General features: G+C 45.3%; 13 protein-coding genes. 11 read left to right on the forward strand and 2 right to left on the reverse strand.

What is annotated here, in order from left to right:
- Window positions 1-94: 94 nt before the first annotated feature.
- The 6 genes from ABFW99_RS10140 (at window position 95) to mtnA (ending at window position 8,267) form a co-directional block, all read left to right on the forward strand.
- Window positions 95-2,503 carry an HD family phosphohydrolase gene (locus ABFW99_RS10140; protein ID WP_349353382.1) on the forward strand — a complete coding sequence of 803 codons (2,409 nt, stop codon included), beginning with the start codon at window positions 95-97 and terminating at the stop codon, window positions 2,501-2,503.
- A gap of 2 nt (window positions 2,504-2,505) precedes the next feature.
- Window positions 2,506-3,417 (forward strand): site-specific tyrosine recombinase XerD, encoded by a 912-nt coding sequence (gene xerD, locus ABFW99_RS10145; RefSeq protein ID WP_349353383.1) that lies wholly within the window; start codon window positions 2,506-2,508, stop codon window positions 3,415-3,417.
- A gap of 136 nt (window positions 3,418-3,553) precedes the next feature.
- The gene (locus ABFW99_RS10150; protein ID WP_349353384.1) at window positions 3,554-4,669 is read left to right on the forward strand and encodes a hypothetical protein; all 1,116 of its coding nucleotides are present in this window, start codon (window positions 3,554-3,556) and stop codon (window positions 4,667-4,669) included.
- Between the two features lie 349 nt (window positions 4,670-5,018).
- A complete protein-coding gene (gene ggt / locus ABFW99_RS10155) occupies window positions 5,019-6,716 on the forward strand; it encodes a gamma-glutamyltransferase (protein WP_349353385.1) in 1,698 nt (565 codons plus the stop codon).
- Between the two features lie 79 nt (window positions 6,717-6,795).
- The gene (locus tag ABFW99_RS10160; RefSeq protein WP_349353386.1) at window positions 6,796-7,182 is read left to right on the forward strand and encodes a GxxExxY protein; all 387 of its coding nucleotides are present in this window, start codon (window positions 6,796-6,798) and stop codon (window positions 7,180-7,182) included.
- A 38-nt stretch (window positions 7,183-7,220) separates the two neighbouring features.
- Window positions 7,221-8,267, forward strand: a complete 1,047-nt coding sequence (gene mtnA, locus ABFW99_RS10165; protein WP_349353387.1) for an S-methyl-5-thioribose-1-phosphate isomerase — start codon at window positions 7,221-7,223, stop codon at window positions 8,265-8,267.
- A gap of 38 nt (window positions 8,268-8,305) precedes the next feature.
- Here the strand turns inward: mtnA and ABFW99_RS10170 are convergent, their stop codons facing one another.
- Window positions 8,306-8,509, reverse strand: coding sequence for a hypothetical protein (locus tag ABFW99_RS10170; RefSeq protein WP_349353388.1), 204 nt, complete (start codon window positions 8,507-8,509; stop codon window positions 8,306-8,308).
- A 64-nt stretch (window positions 8,510-8,573) separates the two neighbouring features.
- Entirely contained in the window at window positions 8,574-8,966 is a 393-nt protein-coding gene (gene ytxJ, locus ABFW99_RS10175; protein WP_440707493.1) for a bacillithiol system redox-active protein YtxJ, read from the reverse strand.
- Window positions 8,967-9,133: 167 nt separating this feature from the next.
- On the opposite strand from ytxJ, the gene ABFW99_RS10180 reads away from it, so the two are divergent.
- From ABFW99_RS10180 to ABFW99_RS10200, 5 genes are all read left to right on the forward strand, one after another.
- Window positions 9,134-9,838: a metal-dependent hydrolase gene (locus ABFW99_RS10180; RefSeq protein ID WP_349353390.1), complete on the forward strand. Its 705-nt coding sequence runs from the start codon at window positions 9,134-9,136 to the stop codon at window positions 9,836-9,838.
- Window positions 9,839-9,994: 156 nt separating this feature from the next.
- Window positions 9,995-10,315 (forward strand): hypothetical protein, encoded by a 321-nt coding sequence (locus tag ABFW99_RS10185; RefSeq protein ID WP_349353391.1) that lies wholly within the window; start codon window positions 9,995-9,997, stop codon window positions 10,313-10,315.
- 113 nt (window positions 10,316-10,428) lie between these two features.
- Window positions 10,429-11,484, forward strand: a complete 1,056-nt coding sequence (locus ABFW99_RS10190; RefSeq protein ID WP_349353392.1) for an efflux RND transporter periplasmic adaptor subunit — start codon at window positions 10,429-10,431, stop codon at window positions 11,482-11,484.
- 12 nt (window positions 11,485-11,496) lie between these two features.
- Window positions 11,497-14,787 (forward strand): efflux RND transporter permease subunit, encoded by a 3,291-nt coding sequence (locus tag ABFW99_RS10195; RefSeq protein WP_349353393.1) that lies wholly within the window; start codon window positions 11,497-11,499, stop codon window positions 14,785-14,787.
- Between the two features lie 9 nt (window positions 14,788-14,796).
- A complete protein-coding gene (locus ABFW99_RS10200; protein ID WP_349353394.1) occupies window positions 14,797-17,820 on the forward strand; it encodes an efflux RND transporter permease subunit in 3,024 nt (1,007 codons plus the stop codon).
- Window positions 17,821-17,995 lie beyond the last annotated feature (175 nt).

Below are 17,995 nucleotides of genomic sequence, written 5' to 3' on the forward strand. Positions count from 1 at the left end.
ACAATATCAGATCACAGTAAACTGCAAAAAGATTTGTAAATTAGCTCACGCTTGGTATACTTCTAACTAAGTAAATTCTCATACAATTACTTTAATGAGCTTTCTTGAAAAAATCGGATTAGGCCAAAAGAGAAAAGAACTGACCCCTCTTATTGGCGAGAAAAAGAAAAAAGAGCAGGAAAAATACTCGCTGAAGCGTAATCCTTATATCCGGATAGCTATTCTGGTCTTTTTTATAGCGATCAGTGCCTTCTCCCTGCCTCAGAATCCCGTTAATTCAGGACTAAATTATACTCCGGGGCAGCCCTGGAGAAACCCTGACCTGACAGCTCCTTTTACATTCGCCCTTAATAAAACCGAAGCCGAGTTAGAGCAGGAACGACAAGAAATTCGTGATAAAACAGCCCCTATTTTCAGGGTTGATACCAGCGTTCCCATTACGATTCAGGCACGCCTCGATTCCATTTACAGGGACGTTCAACCTGTGCTGGAAGCCTATGCCAACTGGCAAATAGCTGAAAAGAACGAAATGCCTTCTTCTTACGATGACAGCGTTCGCTTTGCCCGTGAGCTGAGCATTACGGAAGTTGAACTTACCGAACCCTCATGGCAGGTTCTGTTTAACAGTTATGAACAGGTTCAAAGCCAGAACCTACCGCCCAGCCAATTTGTGGGCATATCGGTGAAACAACAGCTTGAACAATTGATCGATCAATTGATGAATCAGGGCATAATCAATAGAAATAAAAGCAACCTCGATACCGATAAAATTACAGTAAGGAATACACTTGAAAGTACCGAACAATCAATAGACCTGGCGCGGGTGAGAGATCTTCGGGAAGCCAATGAATTTATGCAGTTTCAGCTGAACCGTGCTTTCGATGAACAGCGGATGCGCCTTGCCATGGAGCTGTACAACAAAGTGATTATCCCAAATTATAAGTATAGCGAAGAAGACACACAGGCCAGGCTCGAGGAAGCCCTCACCACCATTTCTGAAACAAAAGGAGCAATTGCCCAAGGACAGGTAATCATCCGGCGGGGTGACCTGGTAACACCCGAACGTGCCAATATTCTTTTAAGCCTGGCTGAAGCACGTTCAGAAAACGCTACGAATATTGAAAAATGGGTGCGATTTGCCGGGCAGTTGGTCATCATTATTGCTGTTACCTTTGTCTTCTTTATGTATATCTATTTATACCGCAGGAATATTACTTCGGACAATGCCCTCTTTCTACTGGTCTTCCTCACTATGGGACTTGTTTCGTTTGGCTCCGGCCTCATCAACTATCTTGACATTGCTGATCCTTACATTATTCCCATAGCCATAGCGCCTATTGTGTTGACCATCATTTTTGACTCACGGGTAGGCTTGGTATCCTCCATCACCCTTGCCAGTTTATTGGGATTAGTAAACGGAAACAGCTTTGAGTTTGTGGTAGCCACTTTTGCTGCCTGTAGCTTGGGTGTATTTTCGGTGCGGGATATTAAAGACCGTTCTCAGTTTTTCTTTACTACCCCGGGTATCGTATTCATAACCTATATATTGGTAGTTGGCTCCTTTAATGTTGCTACTCTCAGCGGTTGGGAGATGTTTGCTTCCGACCTGATGTATATCGCCATAAGTTCGGTATTCATTCTATTCACCTATCCCATTATTCTTTTATTTGAAACCACTTTTGGTGTCACCACAGATTTCACCTTAATCGAACTCGGAGATACCAATCAGCCGCTTCTTAAAGAGCTGATGAACAAAGCTCCGGGCACTTTCCATCACAGCTTGCAGGTTGCCAACCTTTCGGAAGCAGCAGCATCAGCTATTGGAGCTAATTCCCTGTTATGTCGCGTGGGAGCTCTTTATCACGATATCGGCAAAATGGTGAAGCCCGAGTATTTCGTTGAAAACCAAACCAAAGGAACAAACGAACACGATAAGCTAAAACCCCAAATGAGTGCGATGGTCATTAAAGCACACGTTAGTGAAGGGGTAAAAATGGCTGAAGACGAAGATCTCCCTGAAATCATTATCGACTTTATCAAAACCCACCACGGCACATCTGTTATCCGTTATTTCTTTGAGAAGGCGAAAGAAGACGATGATATGAAGAGCATGCTTCAGGAAGATCAGTTCCGGTACGAAGGCCCTCTCCCTTCCTCTAAAGAAACCGGGATTTTATTACTCGCTGATGGCATTGAAGCCGCTTCCAGGGCCATGAAGAACCCAACCTACAGCAAGCTTGAAAACCTGGTGAACCGGATGGTAGATGACCGGGTAGCTGAAGGTCAGCTTAGTCATTGCCCATTGACGTTCCGACACCTCCAGGTGATCAAGGAAACCTTCCTGAATATCCTGGTTGGCGTGTATCACAGCCGCGTGGAATATCCCGAGGATAAGGAGCGGGATAAAGACGAGAAGGCCAAAGAAAAGGCAGCTGAAGCAGAAAGAGCCGGGTCAGAAAACGGAGCAGAACAAACGGAAGAACAAGAAGAAACCGGCGAATAAACGTGGCCTTCAAGCAGGAACTGGATTTATATCTGCAGTTTGTAAAGCTTGAAAAAGGACTGACCGAAAACTCCGTAGTCTCTTACAAAAACGATCTTGAGCGTTATTTTCGATATCTCACTTCCGAGAAAAAAATCAATGACCTGGCCGGGGTAACCCTTTCTCATATTGAAGACTTTCTGAATTTTTTGGTGGATGAAGAATTACTTTCAGCAAGCTCCCTGGCGCGTAATATTTCCAGCATTCGAGGCTTTCATGAGTTTGCTGTAGTAGAAGGAATCACGAAAGCCAATCCTGCCGAGCTGGTAGAATTACCCAAAAAAGCTTCCAAGCTTCCCGAAGTATTAGACCGGGATGAAATTGATGCCATCTTCGAAACCCCTGATTTGACCACACCAGCCGGCATTCGTGACAAAGCCATCCTTGAAACTTTATACGGAACCGGAATGAGGGTGAGCGAACTAACCGGACTCGAGCAAGATCGCCTGATCTTCGAAATCGGCTTCATACGGGTGATTGGAAAGGGAAATAAGGAACGGCTGGTACCCGTGGGTGAAATTGCACAGGACGCCATATCTCACTACACCGAGCATGTACGCCCCCAGTTCTTCAACCCTGAAAAAGCTCACAAAGCGAAGAACAAAGTATTTCTGAGTATGAGGGGAAGTGCCCTTTCACGCATGAGTATCTGGAATATCGTTCAAAAAGCAGCAGAAAAAGCCGAAATCAAGAAAAACGTGTATCCGCATATCTTCCGGCATTCTTTTGCCACCCATCTGCTTGAAGGTGGTGCCGACTTACGCGCCGTTCAGGAAATGCTGGGGCATTCCTCCATCCTTACTACCGAAATCTACACTCACATCGACCGATCTTTTCTGCATCAGGTGCATAAAGAATTTCACCCACGGGCGTGATAGTCTTTACTTGGTAAGAGAGAAAGAAAAACTTAGCGAACAACCTTTTTTAATCATAGGTAATAAACTTAGGTCTGATTATATTTTATTTGTTCTGATTATCTGACTCACCCTCAATTAGTCAAGTGAGCTATAAATGGTGCTTTCAAGAAGCTTACTCGTATTTTTTTGCGGACTGTTTTTCTTTACAGGCTGCAAAAAAGATCCGGCAGGCCCCGGTGCTGAAAAAGAATTTGGGCTGGATTTTCCCTTCTACACTTTCCCTGCTTCTCACGAAGCCTACTACGGTACCCTTCTCTGGCCGGAAGATGAATCGGTTTTCTGGTATGGCGGTCATGGCCTGTATCAAATTTCCGTTGAGGATGGTAATGCTTCAAATATAGATGTTCAGCCCGGGTATTTTGCTGCTTATGAACCTGATTCTGAAACAATTTATTACCTCCCGACGGATTGCTTGTCAGGTTGCTTAGCTCCTGTTTTCAAAGTCAACATTAACGGTGGTTCCACGGAAAAAATATCAGATCTTGAAATCCAGGTTGCGGGCGGAAGTCCGGTTATTCCGGTATCGTCAAATCAGTTTTTATTTGTTCAATTACATTCTCAGTCTTCTGTTCTTTCTACCTATCTGTATGATCAAGCCTCCGGAGACAGTACCCGGCTTGCTGAAGGCTTGCCTGAGATATTATCACCCAACCGTTCAGAAGTGTTGGTCTATCAGATTGATGAAACGGTACATACCGAAGAAGAAGACTTCTACCAGCTTGCTTTTGTCTCTTTGGATGGAATGATCAATGATACCTGGCAGCTTTCTGGCAATTCATTTACCCACCTGCCGCTCTATCCGCCACTTTGGGATGTAAACGGAATCCGGATTCTCTATATGAAACGGGATTATGATAATAATGCCCGGATTTCGCTATGGCTTATCCACTATCCTGACTCCCGGGAAGAAAAGATTTGGGATACTTCAGGCGGACCCGAAAAAACCATTGAAGGACCTTTTCGCTGGTCGGCCGACAACACTCAACTTGCTTTTTGGGAACGTACCTGTCTCGAAGCGAGCCTTTATAGCTGCGACGGCGGTTATTTATGGACGCTTTGGGTGTACAATACCATCAAGGGTGAAGCTACAAAGCAGGCTGCAGACAAGTCCTATGAGGCAAGCCCTGCCCGGGAACAGAGGTTCTCTTCGGATGGATCACGGCTGCTTTTTCTCTATGATCGATCGTTGTACCTTAAGGATGTAAATTAAAGTTCCTCTTTTTGGCTCTAACGACATACTCGTTCCAAACGTCTCTTTCGGAACGCCTGTCAGAAGCTCCTGCTACCAAATAGCGATGGGCTAAATCCTTTGCTTGCCAACTGGAAATATCACGTATCATCTTTACCCGTGAGATACATAGACAGGTATTTCGGTTGATAAACAAGTCGTTAACGATAAAGAGTAATTATTTCAGTCGGTAACGACTGACCTGTTGATCAAACTCAGATCCTGAAATACGATATCCCAATCTCTTTAATAAATTTACATTCTTTTCGTTCCGCATTAAGCCTTACTTCTGTTATTTTAACGTGGAAATTCTAAAAACAAGTCCTGATACATGCCTTACATTATGCGTTTGTTCCTCCTTCTGCTCACTTTTGTATTTACTTCTCAGACTTTATCCGCCCAGGTTCTCAATTCTAAGACCTATGAAAACGGGTTAGTGGTTACAGCCGATAAATACGCATCTGAAATCGGAAAAGAGATTTTAATGAAAGGCGGAAACGCAGTTGACGCGGCTGTAGCCGTTCAGTTTGCATTGGCAGTTACCTTACCAAGGGCCGGGAATATCGGGGGCGGCGGATTTATGGTGGTTCACTTGGCTAATGGCGAAACAGCTGCTTTGGATTTTCGGGAAAAAGCCCCACAAAAAGCGACCCGAGATATGTATATCAGAAATGGAGAATTTAAATCAGATTTGAGCTGGGAAGGAATTTTGGCTGTAGGCGTTCCGGGAACGGTTGATGGAATGATCAAAGCATTAGAACGATATGGCCGTTTGCCACTGGATGTAGTTATACAACCGGCTGTTAAGCTGGCCAGAGAAGGCTACCCTCTTTCTTATTCACAAGCCAAAGATCTCAATAATCGCAGGGATACCTTTCTAAAATATCAGGCATCGGCGAACTACTTCACAACCGGAGATTCCACTTTTTTTGAGGAAGGCGATGTATTTGTCCAATCAGATTTGGCAGAAACCTTAGAACGTGTTTCCCGGTTTGGCCGTGAAGGGTTCTATTCCGGTCCGGTAGCCGATGCCATCGTAAATGAAATGGAGCGATACCGGGGGCTCATCACCTATCGTGACCTCCGGAATTATGAAAGCAAGTGGCGTGATCCGGTTGTTGCAGAATACCTGGGGTATAAACTGCACATCATGTCTCCTCCCAGTAGCGGGAGTATAGCTGTAGCTCAGATCCTTGAAATGATTGACGATTACCCGCTGGCTGAAATGGGCCACAACTCAGCCGACTATGTACATGTACTGGCCGAAGCCATGCGCCGGGCATTTGCTGACCGTTCTTATTATCTCGGCGACCCCGATTTTTTGGATATCCCCATCGAAGAAATGATTAGCGAAAGTTATAACAATCAGCGCATGAATAGCTTTTCCATGGATTCTGCTACCGCTTCAAGCTCACTATCTCACGGGCAAATTCAGGGTTATGCTGAATCAATGGAAACCACTCACTTTTCAATTATTGATGCAGAAGGAAATGCTGTTGCTGTAACCACGACACTCAACGGCTCCTTTGGAAGTCATGTTTCTGTAAGCGGTGCTGGTTTTTTACTGAATAATGAAATGGATGACTTTTCGGCTCAACCCGGAGAACCCAATGCTTATGGCCTAATTGGTGCTGAAGCCAACGCTATTGAACCCGGAAAGAGGATGCTTAGCAGCATGACTCCCACTATCGTAACCAAAGATGGCAAAGTGGACATGGTACTCGGAGCAGCCGGAGGTCCCAGAATTATTACAGCCACCCTGCAAAGTTTTCTAAACCGGGCCGTATTTGGGATGAGGGCCCAGCAGGCAACATCCGCCGCAAGATTTCACCACCAATGGCTGCCTGATGTATTGATGCCCGGGCAGTTTGGGTTAAGTCCGGATACAAAAAGACTCCTGGAAGCCAAAGGGCATAAGATATTTGAAATACCCAATGTAGGCCGAGCCCATAACATATTCGTAGAACCAAACGGCAACCTCAGTGCCGGCGTCGATCCCCGCGGAGACGGCTGGGCTTCCGGTTACTAAACTCTGATGGAACACGGATTAAACGGATGCTACGGATTTTTATATATTGTTTGGTATTCGAATAATCTTAACCAAGCTAATGCTTCACTCCGAGCTTACAGAAAAAATAATACAGTGTTTTTATACTGTTTATAATAGCTTAGGATTTGGCTTTCTTGAGAATGTATATGAAAAATCATTACTCAAAGAGCTAAAAGAGTGTGGCTTAAATGCAGACTCTCAAGTACCTATTAATGTTTTCTATAAGAAAGAGCTGGTTGGCAAATATTTTGCTGACATTATTGTCGAAGACATTGTAATTGTAGAATTAAAAGCCATTAATCGACTCAGTGCTGAACATGAGGTGCAAATTCTGAACTATTTAAAAGCAACTAACATAGAAGTTGGACTCGTTTTTAACTTTGGTTCCAAGCCTCAGATTAAGAGGAAAATTTACACTAACGACCGAAAACGTCACCTTAATTAGATCCGTAACATCCGTTAAATCCGTGTGCAATTTATAGAATGAAACAAAACTACCAATCAATTACCTGGCAAGACGATCACTTAGTAATTTTGGACCAAACTCAGCTGCCGCTGCGGGAAATATATTCTGATGTAAATACCATCGGGCAGGTTTGGGATGCCATCAAAAAATTAAAAGTGCGCGGAGCACCCGCTATTGGAATTGCCGGAGCTTATGGGTTATATCTTGGCGTAAGAGATTTAGAGTCGAAGAATTTCACCAGTTTCAATGTAGAATTGAACCGCTGGATTGAATACCTGAAGTCATCCCGCCCAACAGCTGTTAACCTGAGCTGGGCTTTGGAGCGGATCAACCAAACCGTATACGCCAACAAGGATAAAGACCTGGAAGAGATCAAGGAGATTATCCTGAAAACGGCGAAAACCATACACGATGAGGATAAGCGGGTATCCAAAAAAATCGGGGAAAACGGTGCTGAATTAGTCAAAAAAGAATGGAATATACTTACGCATTGTAACACCGGCGGATTGGCTACAGGAGCTTACGGAACAGCTTTATCGGTAATCTTACATGCTCATGATGACGACAAAGGTATTCATGTTTGGGTAGACGAAACCCGACCGCTTTTGCAGGGTGCAAGACTAACCGCCTGGGAGCTTAAGCAGGCAGAGATACCCTTTCATATGATTACAGATTCCACAGCCGGCTCACTGATGAAACAAAGCAAAGTGGATATGGTGGTAGTTGGTGCCGATCGGGTAACGGCTAACGGTGATACTGCAAATAAAATCGGAACGTATTCTTTAGCCGTATTAGCTAAAGAAAATGAAGTACCTTTTTATGTAGCCCTTCCTCTTTCAACATTTGATCTTGAAACTGAAACCGGGGATGAAATAGAAATTGAAGAACGGGAACCGGAAGAGGTTATTCACCTGGCCAAAACACCGATCACCCCGAAGAAAACAGATGCCTATAATCCTGCCTTTGATATAACCCCCAACAAGTACATTACAGGGTTTATCACCGAGAAGGGAATAGTGGAACCGGATTTCAAAAAGAACATCAAAAAGCTGTTTGAGAAGTAGGATTTGAGTGATTCAGCTACAAAGTGGTTTTGCTGAAATCACTCCTCTGCAGGCAGATCCTGATCCGGAGGAATGTCATAATCATCATCCCGGTGAATGTTCATAGTGATACCCACCGAGCTCCCGATCAACACACCTACAGCAATCGGCAAAGCAGTCCCTACTTCAAGAAAGAAGCTTGTACCGTAGCCAAGACATGCACCGATGACCACCGCAGTAATCCACGTTAAAATACTTTTCATTTAATCTGTCCTTCCAAAACCTAAACCTAATATAGCCGGGCCTTGTTACACCCTTTATACTTCTCTAAAGTATGTCTTCGAAAGCCGAAGCCTGAATCTGATTATGAGAACCACTCCATACAACTTCACCGTCTCTGATCACAAACAACTGGGGAGATTCATGCCGAATTCCCAATTTCTCAGCAATATGCATTGAGACAGGCCGGTGGCCAATTACATCCACCCTATGGAAATCGGCGTGTTCCTGATTCTCAGCAGTAATGGACTCCACATTCTTCAAGGCAAAATAGCTGGTGGCACATCGCGAACTATGCTTATAGATCACCTGAGTCTTTTCATTCGACGTCTGCATAACATCTGCCACGTCTTCCTCAGTAGACAACTCCTTCCACTGAAACTTATTCTTCGGCTGGTCTTCTGTGCCAAATAAATTGCCAATTGAATCTATAATGCCCATTTGTCCTTTTTTTTTGTTCACTAAATATACAAGTATTTACACTTCAAAATAAGTAGAGCTAAACCCGGCAATCATCAATTTGATAAACATCGAATCATTTTTGCATGGTTTTCATTTAGTTAAGTAGTTTACGATAACAGATTTAACCTAATTAAATTAAGGAGATCATGAATACACAAGTTAAAGCACACTGGCTGGGTCATTCGGCCTTTAAGCTGGAGAGCCAAAGTGGAAAGATTATTTATATCGATCCATTTCTGAAAGACAACCCCTCCACCCCGGATGAACTCAAAGAAGTAAAAGAAGCCGATTATATTTTACTGACCCATGGGCATGAAGACCACGTGGGCGATACCGTGGAAATTGCCAAGAATACCGGAGCACAAGTTGTTGGCATTCTGGAACTGATGGGAATCTTACAGGAAGAAGGGTTGCCGGAAGACCAAGCCGTTGGTTTTAATAAGGGAGGAACCGTTCATTTTGATGACTTTTCCGTAACGCTGGTCTCCGCTAACCACAGCTCTTCTTATAAAGGAAAGTATGCCGGCGATCCGGGCGGTCTCGTGCTTTCATTCGAAGATGACATCTGCATTTACCATATGGGCGATACCAATATTTTTGCTGATCTTGAGCTGTATGGAGAGCTTTACCGGCCACATGTGGTGCTGGCACCCATTGGAGATCACTTCACAATGGGACCTGAAGAAGCCGCTTACGCCGTAGAACTGATCGGGGCTAAGATGGCCGTGCCTATCCACTACAATACATGGCCTCCCATTGAAGCAGACCCGGAGGAATTCAAAGAAATACTGGAAGACATCACGGACACGGAAGTTGTAGTGCCGGAAAAAGGCGCTAATTTCCTGGGATGATATTCTAAATTTCCCCTCCCTGAGCCACAAATCTGAAAGACGGTTTGTGGCTTTTTTATTTGATCATTATTTGCCTGCTTACTTTCAATAAATCAATAAATTAGTACCTTTACTACATGGCACCATAACCAAAGCTAAACTAGTTGAATAGATATTATGAAATACACGACCATTCACCTCGGGGATAATAAAATTGAGCTTCACAATACACTGTTGGGTAAAGAAACGGTGAAGGTGAATGGAGAAGTAGTCTCATCCAAATACTCTATGCTTGGAGCCGAACACCCCTTTACAATTCATGAAGATGGCAAAGACGTGAACTGCAACGTTCAGTTCGGATTTAGCATGAATGGGGTGGTATTTGATTTGTATAAAGATGGCTCACCCATTATCGAATCTGAAAAGAAAGGTTGTGCAGCCATGTTCATTCTATTCATTATCGTATTCAGCGTAATCTTTGTGTTATCTCAGATTTGAACCCTCCGTGACCACACAAGCCAGCAGAAACTTCACCCTTCCCGAAACAAAGATTTCATCCGGGCGTAAGCCATCACCGTTGCAAATAATCAAAACGGTTTTAATACACTCAGATGAAAACATTACGCTACTCCCTCCCGCTATTGTTCATGATTACAACATTGGTATTCACCACGGCTTGTAATAATGGAAACGAAGAGAATCAAAATGGTGAAGACGAAGAGCTGGTAATACCGGTGGAAGTCAGTAATGTGAGCCGGGGAAATATCTCTGCTTACTATGCCAACACCGCCACCCTTGAAGCCGAGCAGGAAGCTACTGTGGTAGCTAAAGTCCGTGGTATTGTTCGGGAAATTTATGTTGAGGAAGGCGATGAGGTTAAAGCCGGACAGGTAATCGCGAAAATCGAAGATGACCAATATCGCATCGAAGCAGCACGTGCAAAAGCAACCTTAGACCGTCTTAAAAACGATTTTGACCGAAATAAAGAACTTTATGAAAAGAACCTGATCGCTGCTGAAGCTTATCAAAATGCTCAATTCGAATATGAATCTCAAAAGGCCGCTTACGAACTCGCCGAACTGAACCTGGAGCATACATCTATTAAATCTCCTATTGGCGGTGTGATCTCTGAGCGATATGTAAAGGTTGGGAATATGATCGGCACCGATCAGCAGGTCTATCGGGTAACCGACTTCAACCCGTTGCAAGCCATTCTACACATACCGGAACATGAGATGGCTAAAATCAGAAAAGATCAGCGTGCAGAACTCAGAGTGGATGCACTTCCCAGTCAAACTTTCGCCGGTCATGTAGAACGCATTAGCCCGGTTGTGGACTCCGAAACCGGAACTTTTAAGGTGACCGTTTATGTGGATGAAACCAAAGGCATGCTTCGCCCCGGTATGTTCGGGCGAGTAAAAATTGTGTACGACACCCGCGAAAACACCCGCATGATTCCTAAATCAGCGGTTATGTCGGAAGATCTCGCCCAAAGTGTATATGTAATAAAGGATTCACTGGCTTTCAAAAAAGCTATTAAAACCGGATACACAAACGGGGTGAATGTTGAAGTGATTGAAGGACTGGAAGACGGCGAAATGGTAGTCACCATTGGACAGGGAAGTCTTCAGGACAGCACCAAAGTAAACGTTATCTCCAATCTGTAAGCAGGCCCTCCTATGAAAATCATTGACCTTTCTATACGCCGGAAAGTTACCATTGCCATGTTTACCGTCGGGATTCTGCTGTTCGGTATGGTTTCCCTTTCCCGGCTAAATGTAAACCTGCTCCCTGAACTCAGCTATCCAACCCTCACCATCCGAACCGAATTTGAAGGTGCAGCTCCGGTTGAAGTTGAAAACCTGATTACCAAACCTGTTGAAGAAGCGGTTGGAGTGGTAAAAGGCGTACAGCAAGTACGTTCCATTTCCCGTGCCGGACAGTCTGATGTAGTGCTGGAATTTGCCTGGGGAACCGATATGAACATCGCAAACCTGGACGTAATGGCTAAACTGGATGCCGTTCAGCTTCCTTTGGATGCCAACAAACCGGTTACCTTACGTTTTGATCCCACACTCGATCCCATCATGCGGTATGCGCTCTATTATAATGAGGGAGAAAATGAGCACCCGGCTGTAGATGATGTAAATGTGGATTACGCCCGCTATCAGGACCTGGAAAGCCCGGATGCTATTTCCCGGTTGAAAGGCCTGCGTGTGTTAGCAGATGAACAGCTCAAAAAGAATTTAGAATCAGCCCTCGGTGTAGCTTCCGTTAAGGTGAGTGGTGGGCTTGAAGAAGAGATTCAGGTAAACATCGACCAGCAGCGACTCGCCTATTTGAACATCCCCATTGAAAACGTAACTCAGATTTTGAGTGCCGAGAACGTGAATCTATCCGGGGGTCGGCTCGAGGAAGGAACCCAGCAGTATCTGGTCCGGACGCTGAATGAATTTAAGTCTGTAGAACAAATCCGAAATGTGGTGGTTGCCCGTAATCAGGATAATACCATTTACCTGAAAGATGTAGCCGATGTAACTCAGGCTTACAAAGAGCGCGAAGCCATCACCCGGCTGAATGGTTCTGAGGCAGTAGAAATTGCCATTTACAAAGAAGGAGATGCCAACACCGTAGCCGTAGCTGAAGCGGTGAACGCACGCATGGCAAATATCCGGGATGCCCTGCCTTCAAACATGAAGCTCGAAAAAGTATATGATCAGTCTGTCTTTATATCTTCTGCGGTGAATGAAGTAAAGAATGCGGGTATCATCGGGGGTATTCTGGCGGTACTTGTACTATATTTATTTCTCCGGAATTTCTGGACCACCGTCATTATATCTGTCTCCATTCCGGTGTCCATTATTGCCACTTTCAATCTGATGTATGGCAATGATATTTCGCTGAATATAATGTCTTTGGGTGGAATAGCCCTTGGTATCGGGATGCTGGTGGATAACTCCATCGTGGTGCTGGAGAACATAGCACGGCATAGGGAAATGGGGAAAGGAATCGTGGAATCGGCCCGTGAAGGAGCCGGTGAAGTTGGGATGGCCGTTATTGCCTCTACCCTCACCACTATCGCTGTCTTCTTTCCGCTCGTATTTGTTCAGGGAATTGCCGGACAGCTTTTCCGCGATCAGGCCCTTACGGTAACCTTCTCCTTATTAGCTTCGCTGGTTGTAGCTATCACCCTGATACCCATGCTTTCATCCATCGGAGGCAAGAAAAATGAAGCGCAACCGCTTGATCTGAAAGAGCCTAAAACCAAAGCCGGGCGTGGACTTAGATCCGTACGCATGTTTTTATTCTACACGGTACCTACTGCAATTACCAAGGGCTTTAAGTTCATCTTTCGCTGGATTGGCAAGATCTGTAAGGCTCTGTTTTCTCCTTTTGTTTGGGCATTTGACAAATCTTATCAGGCAACTGAAAAGGTGTATGCCACTTTACTTCGCTGGTCGCTGAACCATAAGTTTATAGTCCTTTCAGTTGCATTATTATCCTTTGCAGGATCACTTGCATTGGTTCCCCGGATCGGTATTGAGCTAATTCCTCAGCTTTCGCAGGGTGAGTTTGCCGTGGAATTTAAATTACCTCCCGGAACCCCCATTGAAGAGACAGATAATGCCTTACGCTCGGTTCAAAACAAATCCAAAAACCTGGAAAATGTACGAACTACTTTTGCCGTAGCGGGAACCGGAAATCAAATGGATGCCAACCCCGAGCAAGGTGGTGAAAACTGGGGTGAGCTCAACGTAACACTCGCTTCCGGCTCATCCACCACCGACGAGGAAGCAGCAATGGATCAGATGCGTTCCTCCCTTCAACAAATTCCGGGATTGCAGTATAAGTTCTCACGTCCGTCTTTGTTCTCTTTCAAAACACCGATCGAAATTGAGATTTCGGGTTTCGATTTAGATAAACTTAAGCTGGCGGGTGATGCCGTAGCTCGTAAACTGTCTTCCAACGACCGATTTGCGGATGTAAAAAGCACCATGGAAACCGGAAGTCCGGAAATACAGATTCTATTTGACCGTGATCGTGCTGCTGCCCTTGGTTTGCAGGTACATGAAGTTGCCGATCGCATTGTAAGTAATGTTCGTGGAGATGTGGCAACCCGATATTCCTGGAGGGACCGAAAAATTGATGTACTGGTTCGTGCCCGTGAAGCCGACCGAGCATCTATCGATGAAATTCAGCGCCTGATTGTAAACCCCGGCAGCGAGCGCCCCATACCGCTTAGTGCAATTGCGGATGTACAAATCGCCAACGGACCGGGTGAAATCCGTCGTGTTTCCCAGCAGCGTGTAGCCATCGTTTCAGCTAACCTGAACTATGGAGACTTAGGCGAAGCAGCGGAAGAAGTAGAAAAAGCACTGTCTGAAACTACATTACCAACCGGGATTCTGGCTCAAATAGGCGGACAGAATGAAGAAATGGCTGATTCCTTTCAGTCACTCATTTTCGCTCTTTCACTTGCCATTTTTCTTGTGTACCTCGTAATGGCCTCTCAGTTTGAGTCGCTGCTTCACCCGTTTATCATTTTATTCACCATTCCCCTGGCTTTGGTTGGAGCTATTCTGGGCCTCTATATCACCGGCACCACCATAAGTGTGGTCGTGTTTATCGGGCTGATATTGCTGGCCGGTATTGTGGTGAATAACGCCATTGTGCTTATCGACCTGATCAATCAGATGCGTGAAAAAGGCGTGGAGAAACTGGAAGCTATTAAAGAAGGCGGAAAGTCGCGCTTACGACCTATTCTTATGACCACCATGACCACTACCCTTGGTCTGCTTCCCCTGGCTATTGGTTTTGGCGATGGTGCTGAACTTCGTGCCCCTATGGGTATCACTGTAATTGGCGGTCTGTTGTTTTCAACCTTGCTTACCCTCGTGGTTATTCCCGTGATGTACGACATCCTTGACCGCAAGACCTATACCACTCAACCCGAAACCGAAACGGCTTAAAACACTGCCATGCATATTACCGATTTATCCATACGACGCCCGGTAACCACACTCATGGTTTTTGTGAGTCTGCTGGTTGTGGGATTGATTGCCACCAGGTTGGTTCCGCTTGAGTTCATGCCCAATATCACTTTCCCCGGAGCTTTTATTCAGCTTCCCTACCCCAATTCTACCCCGACTGAAGTTAATGAGAATATAGCCCGCCCCATTGAGGAAGTGCTTGCCACCATCAGTGGAGTTGAGCGTATTAACTCCAACTCCGGGGAAGACAATGCGGGTGTATTCATTACTTTTAAACAAGGAAATGAAATTGACCTCAAAGCCATCGAGATCAAGGAAAAAATCGAAAGCATCCGAAATCAGCTACCCGATGACTTTGAGCACTACACCATCAATAAATTTCAGGATGGAGATGCTCCTACCCTACTTTTGCGTATTTCCAGCAACCGGGATCTTTCAGACGCCTATGAGTTACTGAATCGTAACCTGAAGCAGCGTATCGAGCGTATTCCGGGAGTAGGTCAGGTTACTTTGTATGGTGTGGAGAAAAAGGAAATACGAATTGAACTCGATCCCGATCGGCTCACTCAATATAACATCAACCTGAACAGGCTGAGTAGTACCCTTCGACAAGCAAATTTTTCCATTTCGGCCGGTAAAATCACCGATGCGGGACTTCGTTACATGGTTCGTCCGGTCGGCAACCTGAATGGTGTTGAGGATATCGAAAACCTGATTGTGGCCGATAACAACATCCGTGTAAAAGATATCGCCACTGTTAAATACACCTCTCCCGAACGAAATTACGCCCGTCACCTCGACCGCAAATACGCTATCGGGCTCGACATCACCAAAGAATCTACCGCCAATACCGTTGAAGTGGTTGACAGGGTTTTAGCTGAAATTGATGAGGTGAACGAGCTCCCTGAAATGCAGGGTATTGAAATTTTTGAAATGTTTAATCAGGCTGACGGTATCCTGAGTTCATTGCGGGAGCTTTTTAATTCGGGAATGATAGGGGCCCTCCTTTCCGTATTTGTGTTGTACATCTTCCTGCGGCAAATGAGCACCACCTTAATTGTGGCTACCGCAGTTCCCTTTTCACTTATTGTTACACTCGGCTTTTTCTACTTCCTCGATATTTCACTGAACATCCTTTCCATGATGGGGCTTATGCTTGCCATTGGTATGCTTGTAGATAATGCGGTAGTGGTTACGGAGAACATCCACCGATACCAGCGCAAAGGAAATGAAGCTCAAAAAGCGGCTCTGCTTGGAGCCAAAGAAGTTTCCATTGCCGTAACGGCCGGTACGCTCACATCCATCATCGTATTTCTACCCAATGTGGTGAACGAGAGCTTTATCTCACAGCATATGTATTACATCGGCATGGCGATTATTATCGCCTTGCTGGCTTCTTTGGTTATATCACTGACCGTTATTCCCCTGCTGGCTTCCAAAATTCACCCACCGGAAAAGTCAAAGAAGAAAACAGTTATCGATAAGCTATCTGTTAAGTACTCTGCTTTGCTTGGGTGGTTATTGGAACGGCGTAAAATCTCCGTTCTATTTATCACCTTGCTGTTTCTGAGTGGTGGCATTCCGATGGCTTTTATGAATGTGGATATGTTTCCACGGATAGAAGAGCGGCAACTACGCCTGCAGTACAACCTGAATGCCAGCTATACCCTGGAGCGTGTCAAAGAATCGGTTGACCGGATTGAAGAGTACCTGTACGAAAACCAGGATAAGTTCGAAATCGAGTCGGTATATACTTACTACCAGCCTGACTTTGCAAATTCTACCATCAATCTTATTGACGAGGATGATGCCAAAAAAGCGGTGACACAGATTAAGGAAGAAATACAGAAAGACCTGCCTAAAATTGCACTCGGGCAACCGGCTTTTGAGTTCATAAGCCGTAACAGCACCGAACAGGTTCGGGTTTTTGTTCAGGGTGAATCGATGGATGTTCTTGAAGACCTGGCCGATCAGGTAGAATGGCGGCTTGGACAAATTGAAGGTTTTGCGGACGTGCGCTCCGAAGCCGAGGCCGGCAGTGATGAAATCCGCCTCACTGTAAACCATGATCGCGCCCGTAATTTCGGACTTACATCCTCGGCTGTTGCCAGTATGGTTTCCGGAGCCATGCGTGGCCAAACCATACAGCGCATTCGGGGTGAAGACAGTGAAATTGATGTAATTTTGGCCTTTCAGGATGTGAACCGGCAAACCATCGACGATCTTAAAAACCTGCCGATTTCGATTAATGACGAGCAGTCCGTAAAACTTGCCACCCTTGCCGACTTTGAAGAGCGCCCCGGAGCCGGACGTATATTCAGGGAAAACCGCCGAACCTCGCTGGGCATTTCCGTTAACCTCGATGACATAACTTCGGATGAAGCCCGTGGAAAAATATCTCAGGTGATGGATCAGATAGTTTACCCGGCCGGCTACGGATGGAGTTACGGACGCAGCTTTGGCAACGACATGGATGCCATGAACACCATGCTATTTAACATTGGTATTGCCTTTTTCCTGATTTACCTGATCATGGCCTCGCTGTTTGAATCCCTTATGTATCCCACCAGCGTACTCTCCTGTATTTTTTATGGTATGATCGGAATCTTCTGGTTCTTCTTTATCACCGGTACCACTTTTGACCTCATGGCTTTTATCGGAATTCTGATCCTGATGGGAATTGTGGTAAATAACGGGATCGTGCTGATCGACCATATCAACCACCTGCGCAGTGAGGGGTTGTCCCGAAGGGAAGCCGTGATACAGGGCGGGAAAGATCGTATGCGTCCTATTTTGATGACCGCTGCTACCACCGTGCTTGGCCTGGTACCTCTCTGTTTCGGAACCACGCAGATTGGCGGTGACGGCCCTCCCTACTTCCCAATGGCCCGAGCCATTGTGGGCGGACTTACTTTTTCTACGGTAGTAACCCTCCTGGTACTCCCTTCCATTTATGTGATATTGGATGACATCAAGATCTGGAGCAACAGGATTTTACATTCGGCTAAGTAATAACTGATCCCAATCAATCTCGTCACGGCGCTCTGCTCCGCGACGCAATATCGGAAGCTCTTGCTTCCATATCCGCTTCCACAGCCGGAGCAACTTAACCATACAAAAACCGGCTTGGTAATCACTGACACATAAATGCTTTTTTTAATTTATGTTTAGGGTGATTTTCAACTTC

It is taken from the genome of Gracilimonas sp. BCB1 (assembly GCF_040117685.2).
In the GTDB taxonomy this organism is placed as follows: Bacteria; Bacteroidota; Rhodothermia; order Balneolales; family Balneolaceae; genus Gracilimonas.